Here is a 10,530-nt window from a genome sequence, read left to right on the forward strand (position 1 = left end):
ACCCACAGGCCGTCGCGATCGTGGGCGCGAGTCGCGGCGCACAGCAGGAGGAACACCCAGCATGACCATTCAGGACATAACCGTTGCCTACACCGCCGTCGCCACCGCCGAGAACGGCCGTGACGGCCGCGTCTCGTCGGACGACGGCAACCTCGACGTCGTCGTCAACCCGCCGAAGGCCATGGGCGGAAGCGGCGCGGGCACCAACCCGGAGCAGCTCTTCGCGGCCGGCTACAGCGCCTGCTTCCAGGGCGCGCTGGGCGTGGTGGCCCGCCAGGAGAAGGCGGACATCACCGGCTCCACGGTGACCGCCGAGGTCTCCATCGGCAAGACGGCCGAGGGCGGCTTCGGCCTGGAGGTGGCGATCAGCGCCACCATCCCGAACGTCGACAAGGCCACCGCGCAGTCGCTCGTCGAGAAGGCCCACCAGGTGTGCCCGTACTCGAACGCCACTCGCGGAAACATCAAGGTCGAGCTGTCGGTCGCCTGACCGCCCGCCCACCCGCAACGGCCGAGGGCCGCACCCCGCGAGGGGGTGCGGCCTGAGGGGGTGCGACAACCACCCGCCCGACGGCGCCCCTTCGCCACCAGTACGCTGACGTCATGCGTGATCTAGGGGCGGGCTTCGGCTACTTGATAAAGGGACAGCGCTGGGTCGGCCGGCACGGACGCTGGTTCGGCTTCGGACTGCTGCCCGGACTCGTCACTCTCGTCCTGTACGCGGGCGCCCTGGTCGGCCTCGGCTACGGCGCCGACAACCTGGTGGACTGGGCGACCCCGTTCGCCGACGACTGGTCCTCGCCCTGGCTCGGCCTGCTCCGCAACACCCTGACCGTGCTGGTCTTCGGCCTCGGACTCTTCCTCGCCGTGATCACCTTCACCGCCGTGACCCTGCTGGTCGGCCAGCCCTTCTACGAATCGCTCTCCGAGCAGGTCGACCGCACCGAGGGCGGGGCGGTCCCCGAGTCCGGGCTGCCGCTCTGGCGGGAGCTGTGGATCTCCGCCCGCGACAGCGTCCGCATCCTGGTGCGGGTGGGGCTCTACTCGCTGTTGCTCTTCGCCCTCGGGTTCGTCCCGGTGATCGGCCAGACCGTCGTCCCCGTGATCGGCTTCTGCGTCACCGGATACTTCCTCGCCGAGGAACTCACCGCCGTCGCGCTCCAGCGCCGCGGCATGGCGCTGAAGGACCGGCTCGCCCTGCTGCGCGGCCGCCGCATGCTGACCCTCGGCTTCGGCGTGCCGCTGGGGCTCGCCTTCCTGGTCCCGTTCGTCGCCGTGTTCCTGATGCCGGGTGCCGTCGCCGGAGCGACTCTGCTGGCACGCGACCTGGTGCCGTCGGACGAGGACGGGGACGGGGACGGGGACGGGGACGACGGGGTCCAGGACGACGCCCCAGCCCCGTACACCCTCGACAAGGACTGAGGCCCGAGGAGATCATCCGCCCATGACCGAGCTCATCGCCGTCGCAGTCATCACCGTCCTGGCCGTCATCAGTCCGGGCGCGGACTTCGCGATGGTCATCCGCAACAGCTATCTCTACGGCCGCACGACGGGCCTCATGGCCGCCGCCGGGGTCGCTGCGGGTGTACTCGTCCACGTCACGTACACGATGCTCGGCGTCGGGCTGCTGATCGCCTCGTCCACCGCCCTGTTCACCGCGATCAAGCTGGTCGGCGCCGCCTATCTCGTCTACATCGGGCTGCGCACCTTCTTCGCCCGCGGCGATCTCGACGTCGACCTGGACTCCAAGCCGCAGCTGACGCGGTTCGGGGCCCTGCGCACCGGTTTCCTCACCAACGCGCTGAACCCCAAGACCACGCTCTTCGTCGTGTCGACCTTCACGCAGGTCGTCGGGCCCGGAACCAGCGTGTGGCAGCAGGCCGGCTACGGGCTGTTCATGTCCGCCGCCCACTTCGGCTGGTTCGCCCTGGTCGCGCTGTTCTTCTCGAACTCGCGCCTGCGCACCTCGATGCTGAAGTGGCAGAAGGCCCTCAACCGGGGCATCGGGTCGGTGCTCGTCGGACTGGGCGTCACCCTGGGCCTGGCCCGCTGAGCGACGCCCCGCCGGACCCGGGTCAGCCGGTGTGCACCTCCAGCGCCGACCTGACCGCCGACTCCAGCGCCCCCTCGATCCAGGCCGGCTTGATCGAGGTGTGGTCGCCGGCGAAGTGCAGCGGTCCCTCCACCGAGCGCACATCGGCGAAGAGTTCGGTGTGCTGGCCCGGCAGCAGCACCGACGCCTCGCCGTACGCGTACGGATCGCGCATCCACGACTGGGTGGCGCCGACGCCCGTGTAGAACACCTCGACGCGCTGCCCGTACACGTCCTGCACCCCGCCCAGGGCGTGCGGGTAGCGCTCGTCGTCGTCGAGCGAGTCCCACTTCAGCGCGTCGTCGGCCCAGCTGTACGAGGCGAGGACGACGCCGCCCGCGCTGCCCTCGACCGGGTGCGAGGGCTGGAACATGAAGCGGTTGGGGTTGTCGGTGACCGATCCGCCGCCGATGACGTGCGCCGCCTCGGGCTGGTTGCGGGCGGTGGCCCGGTACGCGGCGTAGTGCACCCGCTGGTTGGGCGGGAGATGGCCGGGCGGTACGGAGGGGTGGGCGCCCAGCAGTGAACCGTCGGCCGGAGCCTTGCCCAGCCGGTAGGCGTCGTACAGGCCGGGCTTGATCTTCTCCAGCTCGGTCTTCCACTCCTTCTCCTCGAACTCCCACCAGCGGCGGCTGAATTCGAGCAGCACCTTGGTCGCCGCGTCGTAGTGGATCTCGGTGATCGCGCGCCGCTTGCCGTACGAGAGCGGGGGTGTGACGGGGATGTGGCGCAGCCCGGAGAACGGGACGGTGATGATCGCCCGGTCGCCGGTGAACTTCTGGCGCACCAGCGGCCTGCCGTCGCGGCCCTCGGAGATGGTCTCCACCTCGACGCCGTCGGGGCCGTGACTGATCCTGGTGGCCCGGCGGTCCAGCCGCACCAGGTCCTTGACCCGCTTGTACATCGCGTCGGCGAGGACGCCCGTGCCGCCCGGCAGCTCGAAGAACGCGGTGTCCGGGCTGATCAGGGAGGCCCCGATGAAGCTGTGCACAAAGGCGAGATGGAGCCGGGAGGTGAGGTTCTCGACCGTGCCGATGAGGTCGATGGTGCGCTCGTCGAGCTTGGCCGCCTCGGTCAGGAAGCGGAACATCGACCAGTGCCCGTACCTCTGGATCACCCGGGCCCAGCCCTCGACGAGCTCCCGGCCCTCCTTGCCCTCGAACTCCGCGCGCACGGGCTTGAAGGCGTCGCGCACGATCGACGCGGCGGTCCTGTTCTCGAACTCGGCCGGTACCCCGAACGAGCGGTTGATCGGCTGGGGCTTGACCGCGTAGTCGGACTTGCGCATCCGGACGCCGTTGACGTGGATCCAGGTGTGGTTGACGGGCTTGCCCTCGGCGTCGACGTCCACCAGGTAGAAGGGGCGGCGCTTCAGGTCGAAGCTGTCCATGAGGCCGGTGACCAGCGGGTGGCTGTCGGGGATACGCATCGCGCCGGCCTCGGCGTTCTGCCTCGGGTCGGCGAACGGCGCCTTCGCGTTCTCGTGACCGCCCTTGCGGAAGGTCTTGATCCGGCCGCCGACGCGGTTGCCGTTGGCCTCGATGACGGTGACGGTGTGCCCGGCGCCGCGGAGCAGATGGGCGGCGGTGAGCCCGGCCGGCCCGGCGCCGACGATCAGCACCTTCTTGGGGGACTTGCGGCTGCGCGGCAGGCCCTTGGACAGCAGGATGTCGCGATAGAGGGGGATCAGCGGCTGGTCGTGCTCGTCGCGTACGAGGATGGCGCGGGCGACGTTCAGGCAGGCGTCCCAGTCCGAGCCGGTGGCCGCGGGGGCGAGTGCGGCTGTGGACGCGGCGGTTTCGGCGGCGCCGGGCGCGGTGGCGCTCGCGGTGCCGGAAGCGGCGGTGACGGCCAACGCCGCGGCACCGGCGGTGGCGCTCGTGATCAGGGCACGGCGGGAGGGCTGGCCGGAGGATGATCCGGCGGGCTTGGAAGTCATGCGGCAACCCTGGGGCGCGCCGGAGGGTGGTCCACGCCCGGACGCGCGTAGACCATCCCGAAATCACCCGCAGGGGCGTTCATTGATCAAGTTCCGCCCTGCGTCGCAGCAGGTCATGTCATGATTGGCGGTTCTTCAAATCCCTTGGTCCGGCGCATGGTTGAGGCTTCCCGGAGCACTCGGTCCGGCTCACGGCCGGGGGTTCTCCGGCGCCCCGGACCCGGCCGGCCGCAACAGTGCCAGGAAGTCGCCGAACGCGGCGGGCATGTCCACCGAATCCGGGTCCAGCAGCCACTGGTACTGGAGCCCGTCCAGCACCGCGACGAGCAGCGGCGCCGCGCGCTCCGGGGTCAGCCCGCCCGGCAGCCGGTCGCCGTACTCCGCGCGCAGTATCGCCGCCATGCTCGACCGGACCTGGGTGTAGCGGCGGGTGAAGAACTCCCGCGCGGGATGGCCCTCCGTCACGCTCTCGCCGAGCAGCGCCGAGAACGTCTGGACGATGCCGGGCCGCATCGCGTTGTACTCCACCAGTGAGGCCAGCAACTCGATCCGCCATACGCCGTCGCTCCTGGTGCCGCCCCCGGTGTCCCATTGGTCGCGCTCCTCCAGCACGGCGACGAGCAGCGCCTCCTTGGTCGGGAAGTAGTGCAGCAGCCCCTGCTGGCTGAGGCCGACCCGCTCGGCGACGGCGCTCAGCGAGGCGCCGCGGTAGCCGCGCTCGGCGATCACTTCGAGCGTGGCCCGGACGATCTCCGCCCGGCGCTCCGTACTTCTGCCCCGCACCATCTCCCCGGCCCCTTCCGGCGCTTCATCGGTCCCGCACTGGGGACCGTACGTCATCCCCAAAAATCACAGACGGATAACGAAACCTACTGCTCTACCTGTGATGGGGTCAGTATGGAGGCATTCAGTCCAGAATCCGACGAGGAGGAACGGCCGTGGCAGACGCGTCCACACCCACCAACCCCGATGCGGCCCGCGAGGCCGTGGTCGACGCGGCGCTCGCAGCGCTGGGGCTCGACGACAAGGCCCGGCTGCTGGCCGGCCAGGACATGTGGTCGCTGCCCGCGCTCCCCGCCGTCGGGCTGGGCTCCCTGGTGATGTCCGACGGGCCGATCGGGGTCCGGGGCGTGGCCTGGAGCGCCGACGACCCGTCCGTCGCGCTGCCCTCGCCCACCGCCCTGGCCGCGACCTGGGACCCGGCGCTGGCCCGCCGGGCCGGCCGGCTGCTGGCCCAGGAGGCCCACCGCAAAGGGGTGCACGTCCTCCTCGCCCCGACCGTGAACCTCCACCGGTCCCCGCTCGGCGGGCGCCACTTCGAGACGTACAGCGAGGACCCGTACCTCACCGGCGAGATCGGCACCGGCTATGTCCTCGGGGTGCAGGACGGCGGGGTCGGCACGACCGTCAAGCACTTCGTCGCCAACGACGCCGAGACGGACCGCTTCACCGTCGACAACATCCTCGCCCCGCGCACCCTGCGCGAGATCTACCTCGCCCCGTTCGAGCGGATCGTCAAGAACGCCCACCCCTGGGGCATCATGGCCGCCTACAACCGGGTCAACGGCTCCACCATGACCGAACACCGCTACCTGCAGAACGCGGTGCTGCGCGGCGAATGGGGCTTCGACGGCTACATCGTCTCCGACTGGCTGGCCGCCCGCTCCACCGTCGCCGCCGTGGGCGGCGGCCTCGACGTCGCGATGCCAGGCCCGAAGACGGTGTACGGCAAGGCGCTCGCCGACGCCGTGCGGGCCGGTGAGGTCGAGGAGTCCGTCGTCGACGGCGCCGTACGCAATGTGCTGCGGCTGGCCGCCCGCGTCGGCATCCTGGACGGCGCCCCGCCCGTCGTCGCCGAGGCCGCCCGCCCCGAAGCCGTCGACGGCGAGGCGCTGGCCCGCGAGATCGCCCGCCGCTCCTTCGTCCTCGTACGCAATGAACGCGCCGCCCTCCCGATCGACCCGGCGGCCGTCCGCAAGGTCGCGGTCAGCGGCGCCCTCGCCCGGGACGCCCGGGTCCTCGGCGGCGGCTCCGCCCAGGTCTTCCCGCACCACATCGTCTCCCCGCTCGACGGCCTGATCGCCGCCCTCCCCGAGGGCGTCGTCGACTACCGCGTCGGCGCCGACCCGAACACCGAACTCACCCCCGCCGAGAAGGGCTTCGAGTTCAGGGCCGTCTGCTACGACGAGGCCGGCACCGTCATCGGCACCGCACCGCTGCGCGGCGGCACCGTCCAGTGGATCGGCGACGACCTCCCCGAGGGCGTCACCCGCGCCACGCTGCACACCGTCGAGATCACCGGCACCTTCGTCCCGCGCGAGAGCGGCGAGCACGTCTTCGGCACCCGGGGCACCGGCGCGCTGACCCTCACCGTCGCGGGCGAGACCCTGTACGACGAGGTCCACCGGGTCACCGGGTCCGCCGACCCCGGCGAGGCGTTCTTCGGCAACCCGCTGGAGCGCGGCCGGATCACCCTCACCGCGGGCGAACCCGTCGAGGTCTCGCTGCGGCAGGTCCCCGAGACCCTGGGCGACGACCAGCCGGTCCTCGGCGTCTCGTTCTCGCTCTGCCACCTCGGCCCGCGCCGCGACCCGCGGGAGCTGATCGCGGAGGCCGTCGAGGCGGCCCGTGCCGCGGACACCGCGATCGTGGTCGTCGGCACCACCGAACGCGTCGAGTCCGAGGGCTTCGACCGCACCGACCTGAAGCTCCCCGGCCACCAGGACGACCTGGTCAGGGCCATCGCCGCCGCCAATCCGGACACCGTCGTGATCGTCAACTCCGGCTCCCCGGTGGAGCTTCCGTGGCGCGACGAGGTCGCCGCGGTGCTGCTCGGCTGGTTCCCCGGCCAGGAGGCCGGCCACGCGCTCGCCGACGTCCTGCTCGGCACGGACGAACCGGGCGGGCGCCTCCCCACCACCTGGCCGGCCACGCTCGCCGACGTCCCGGTCTCGAACACCGTCCCCACCGACGGCGAACTCCACTACGACGAGGGCGTCTTCGTCGGCTACCGGGCCTGGGAGAAGGCCGGAACCGCGCCCGCCTACCCCTTCGGACACGGACTCGGCTACACCACCTGGGAGTACGAGAGCCTGGAGACCGGACCGGACCGTGCCACCGTCCGCGTCCGCAACACCGGCACCCGGCCCGGCGCCGAGACGGTCCAGATCTACCTGGCGCCCCGGGACGAAACCGCCGACCGCCCCGCCCGCCGGCTGGCCGGCTTCGCACGGGTCGAGGCGGCACCCGGCGAGAGCGCCGAGGCGCTGATCGTGCTGGACCGGCGCGCCTACGAGATCTGGGACGAGGAGGCGTACGGCTGGGTCCTCGTCCCCGGCAGGTACGAGGTGCAGGCGGCCCATTCGCTCGGCGACGTACGCCGGACGGCCACCCTGGACATCAAGGAATAGCGGCCGGCCGGCAGGGGAGCGGGGCGCCGGCCCCGCTCCCCTGCCGGCGAATTCCAGCGGCGGCGCCCCGCCCCTGCCACGCCCCGTCAGCGCACCGAGAACCCGTACACGGTCGTCGAGACGAACTCCTCGCCCGGCCGCAGCACCGTGCTCGGGAACTCGGGCCGGTTCGGGGAGTCGGGGAAGTGCTGGGTCTCCAGCGCGATCCCGGCGCACGGCCCGAACGGCCGCCCGTCGAAGTGGTCCGCCGTGTACAGCTGGAGCCCCGGCTCCGTCGTCGTCACGCTCAGCACGCGCCCCGAGGCCGCGTCGTACAGCTCGGCCGCCGGACCCGCGCCCGCCCCGTCCAGCACGAAGTTGTGGTCGTAGCCCGCGCCGACCGGGCGCGGCTCACGGAAGTCGAACCGGGTCCCGTCCACCGGCAGGAACTCGCCCGTGGGCAGCGATTCGTCGTCCGCCGGGGTGATCCGCCCGGCCGCGATCCGCAGCGTCTGCCCGAGCGCGCTGCCGCTGCCGGCGCCCGCGAGGTTCCAGTACGTGTGGTTCGTCGGGTTCAGCACCGTCGGGGCGTCGGTGCTCGCCCGGTACGTGATCCGCAGCGCCCCGCCCTCGTCCAGGGTGTAGGCCGCCGACACCGACAGACGGCCCGGGAAGCCCTCCTCGCCGTCCTCGGAGACCAGCGACAGCTCGACACCGTCCGCCACCTCCCGCGCCCGCCACACGCGCTTGTCGAAGCCCACCGCCCCGCCGTGCACCTGGTTGCGGCCCTCGTTGGCCGTCAGCCGGTGCGTGTGCCCGTCCAGCTCGAAACGGGCCCCGCCGATCCGGTTCGCGTACCGCCCGACCAGCGCGCCGAAGTACGGACCGGTGAACTCCTGGTACCCGGCGAGATCCGGCAGCCCGAGCGCGATCTCCGCCCGCGCCCCGTCCCGGTCCGGCACCTCGACCGACTGCACGACGCCGCCGTACGTCAGCACCCGCACCCGCGTGCCGTTCCGCTCCAGCGTCCAGCGGTCCACCCGGGTGCCGTCCGCGAGGGTGCCGAACTCTTCCGTACGCATCGCCGTGCCCGGACCAGTGACCATGATCACGAAGCCTACGCGGGGGGCCGGGCCGCGGTGACATTGCGGTAGGCGATCTCCGCCAGCCGCGCCTGCCCGTCGCGCCCCGGATGGAACCAGTCCCACTGGCTGAGCTGCTTGCCGGTGAACGGGTAGTCGAAGACCGCCCCGCCGTCGTACCGGCAGCGCAGGTCCTTCGCACAGACCTCATGGAGCACCTTGTTGTACGCCACGACCCGCTCCTGCACCGAGGCGCGCCGGGCCATCGCGGGCGCGCGCATGTCGTCCGCGTCGCCCAGCATCGACCGGCAGATCCCCAGCTTCCAGATCTGCTTGCCCAGCGGGTTGCCGCGCCCCTTCTCCCAGAGCCGCTTGAGATCCGGCACGCTCGACACGTACACCTGCGCCTTGGGCGCCCCGGCCCGCAGCTGACGCATCGACGCCTCGAACGAGGCACGGAAATCAGCCACCGGCGTCATGTACCGGGCCGAGTCCCGGCAGGCGTCGTTGGCGCCGATCATCACCGTCACCAGATCCGGCCTCTCCTTCGCGGCCGACGCCATCTGCTCCGGCAACTGTGCGATCCGGGCACCCGTCTCGGCGTGGTTCCAGCTGCGCGAGGCGGCCCCCGACGCGCCCAGCAGCCGTACGGCGAGGCTGCGCACCCCGCTGTCGGTGCCGGTCGCCCAGGAGACCTCCGGGCAGTCCGCCAGCACCGAACAGGCGTCGAAACCGCGGGTGATGGAGTCGCCGACCGCGGCCACCGAACCCGGCTCGCGGTCCCAGACCGGACCGGGCCTGGGAGAAGGCTGCGCGGCCGCCCCCTTCGTCGTCCCCGGCCGGTCGGAGTCACAGCCCGTCAGAACGGCCGTGCCGAGGACCGAGACCGCCGCCAGGACGACGGCCGAGGTACGCGAACGGCGGCGGGCGGAACGATCCTGCATCCCTTGGTCCCCTCGGTTATGCCCCCGGCAACCCCTGGTGGCACCGGTCGGAAGGCCCGGCCGCTCCAGCGAGTGAAAGCTGAACGAATGATGGGCCCGGGACCGACCGTACGTCACACCTGGGCCCCCGCAGCGCGGTAGCTTTTCCTCGTCGAACCAGCGGCGTTTTCCCCCACCCGGCTCCACTCGGGTGGCTTTCAGGAAATCACATCACGTCACATACTGTCCCTTTTCAGGAGTTTCACCCCGATGCTGTTTACTGATGACAACCTCGGGTTCCGGCCGAGAAGAGACGGTACGGTCGCGATGCAGCTGGGGAAGGCGAACCTCGTCCCACACTGGAGGTCCCGGTGACGACACGTGGAGTTCTGTACGTTCACTCCGCACCGCGCGCGCTCTGTCCCCATGTCGAATGGGCGGTGGGCGGCGTCCTCGGTGTGCGGGTCCAGCTCGACTGGATCAGACAGCCCGCCGCGCCCGGCACCTGGCGCTCCGAGTTCTCCTGGCAGGCCCGCGCCGGTACGGCGTCCAAGCTCGCCTCCTCGCTGCGGGGCTGGGACCTGCTGCGCTTCGAGGTGACGGCGGAGCCGAGCCCCACGTCGGAGGGCGAGCGCTACAGCTCCACGCCCGGCCTCGGCATCTTCCACGCCGTCACCGGCATGCACGGCGACATCCTGGTCCCCGAGGACCGGCTGCGGGCCGCGCTGGCAAGGTCCTCGCGGGGCGAGAGCGAGCTGGAGGCCGAGATCGCGAAACTGCTCGGCAAGCCCTGGGACGACGAACTGGAGTCCTTCCGCCATGCGGGCGAGGGCGCGCCGGTGCGGTGGCTCCACCAGGTGGTGTGACGCTGCCTGCGGCGCGCCTGCCGTCCTGCCTGTGACTCCCCTTCCCGCGAGCGACGGGAGCAAAAAAACAGCCCCTCCGGCGATTGAGGAGCGGGGTCCGGGGCGGAGCCCCGGGGGGGGGGGGGGGCCCCCCCCCCCCCCCCCCCAAAAACCCGGGGGGGTGTTTTTGGAGGGGAAGACCGGCGGCACCCCCCCGCCCAAAGGGGAAGAGGCGGGTGGGGGGAGAGTTTTTTATAACG

9 protein-coding genes are annotated in these 10,530 nt (G+C 71.7%); 5 read left to right on the forward strand and 4 right to left on the reverse strand.

All coding sequences use genetic code 11. The features are described 5' to 3' along the window. The first annotated feature begins 61 nt into the window (after window positions 1-61). From ACIRJP_RS19265 to ACIRJP_RS19275, 3 genes are all read left to right on the forward strand, one after another. Window positions 62-490 (forward strand): organic hydroperoxide resistance protein, encoded by a 429-nt coding sequence (locus tag ACIRJP_RS19265; protein ID WP_266733217.1) that lies wholly within the window; start codon window positions 62-64, stop codon window positions 488-490. A gap of 113 nt (window positions 491-603) precedes the next feature. Continuing rightward, window positions 604-1,422: an EI24 domain-containing protein gene (locus ACIRJP_RS19270; RefSeq protein ID WP_404175242.1), complete on the forward strand. Its 819-nt coding sequence runs from the start codon at window positions 604-606 to the stop codon at window positions 1,420-1,422. Between the two features lie 22 nt (window positions 1,423-1,444). After that, window positions 1,445-2,053 carry a LysE family translocator gene (locus ACIRJP_RS19275; protein WP_404175245.1) on the forward strand — a complete coding sequence of 203 codons (609 nt, stop codon included), beginning with the start codon at window positions 1,445-1,447 and terminating at the stop codon, window positions 2,051-2,053. Window positions 2,054-2,075: 22 nt separating this feature from the next. Here the strand turns inward: ACIRJP_RS19275 and ACIRJP_RS19280 are convergent, their stop codons facing one another. Together ACIRJP_RS19280 and ACIRJP_RS19285 are read right to left on the reverse strand one after the other, a co-directional pair. Then, on the reverse strand, window positions 2,076-4,031 hold the full coding sequence (locus tag ACIRJP_RS19280; RefSeq protein WP_404175248.1) for a flavin monoamine oxidase family protein: 1,956 nt from the start codon (window positions 4,029-4,031) through the stop codon (window positions 2,076-2,078). Between the two features lie 189 nt (window positions 4,032-4,220). Next, entirely contained in the window at window positions 4,221-4,817 is a 597-nt protein-coding gene (locus ACIRJP_RS19285; protein WP_404175251.1) for a TetR/AcrR family transcriptional regulator, read from the reverse strand. 152 nt (window positions 4,818-4,969) lie between these two features. Here ACIRJP_RS19285 and ACIRJP_RS19290 point away from each other — a divergent pair, with 152 nt between their 5' ends. After that, entirely contained in the window at window positions 4,970-7,441 is a 2,472-nt protein-coding gene (locus ACIRJP_RS19290) for a glycoside hydrolase family 3 protein (protein ID WP_404175254.1), read from the forward strand. A gap of 86 nt (window positions 7,442-7,527) precedes the next feature. Here ACIRJP_RS19290 and ACIRJP_RS19295 read toward each other — a convergent pair whose 3' ends face one another. Continuing rightward, window positions 7,528-8,526, reverse strand: coding sequence for an aldose epimerase family protein (locus ACIRJP_RS19295; protein WP_404175257.1), 999 nt, complete (start codon window positions 8,524-8,526; stop codon window positions 7,528-7,530). Window positions 8,527-8,537: 11 nt separating this feature from the next. Then, window positions 8,538-9,446 (reverse strand): SGNH/GDSL hydrolase family protein, encoded by a 909-nt coding sequence (locus tag ACIRJP_RS19300; RefSeq protein WP_404175260.1) that lies wholly within the window; start codon window positions 9,444-9,446, stop codon window positions 8,538-8,540. A 350-nt stretch (window positions 9,447-9,796) separates the two neighbouring features. Here ACIRJP_RS19300 and ACIRJP_RS19305 point away from each other — a divergent pair, with 350 nt between their 5' ends. Next, the gene (locus ACIRJP_RS19305) at window positions 9,797-10,291 is read left to right on the forward strand and encodes a DUF3145 domain-containing protein (protein ID WP_404175263.1); all 495 of its coding nucleotides are present in this window, start codon (window positions 9,797-9,799) and stop codon (window positions 10,289-10,291) included. Window positions 10,292-10,530: the final 239 nt, after the last annotated feature.

The sequence above is a fragment of the Streptomyces sp. NPDC102437 genome (assembly GCF_044765565.1).
Lineage (GTDB): Bacteria > Actinomycetota > Actinomycetes > Streptomycetales > Streptomycetaceae > Streptomyces.

What these genes read in the sequence shown, in the direction of transcription:
- ACIRJP_RS19295 (WP_404175257.1), bottom strand. Translation starts at nt 8,526, where the DNA reads ATGGTCACTGGTCCGGGCACGGCGATGCGTACGGAAGAGTTCGGCACC.
- ACIRJP_RS19300 (WP_404175260.1), bottom strand. Translation starts at nt 9,446, where the DNA reads ATGCAGGATCGTTCCGCCCGCCGCCGTTCGCGTACCTCGGCCGTCGTC.
- ACIRJP_RS19265 (WP_266733217.1), top strand. Translation starts at nt 62, where the DNA reads ATGACCATTCAGGACATAACCGTTGCCTACACCGCCGTCGCCACCGCC.
- ACIRJP_RS19275 (WP_404175245.1), top strand. Translation starts at nt 1,445, where the DNA reads ATGACCGAGCTCATCGCCGTCGCAGTCATCACCGTCCTGGCCGTCATC.
- ACIRJP_RS19285 (WP_404175251.1), bottom strand. Translation starts at nt 4,817, where the DNA reads ATGGTGCGGGGCAGAAGTACGGAGCGCCGGGCGGAGATCGTCCGGGCC.
- ACIRJP_RS19270 (WP_404175242.1), top strand. Translation starts at nt 604, where the DNA reads ATGCGTGATCTAGGGGCGGGCTTCGGCTACTTGATAAAGGGACAGCGC.
- ACIRJP_RS19280 (WP_404175248.1), bottom strand. Translation starts at nt 4,031, where the DNA reads ATGACTTCCAAGCCCGCCGGATCATCCTCCGGCCAGCCCTCCCGCCGT.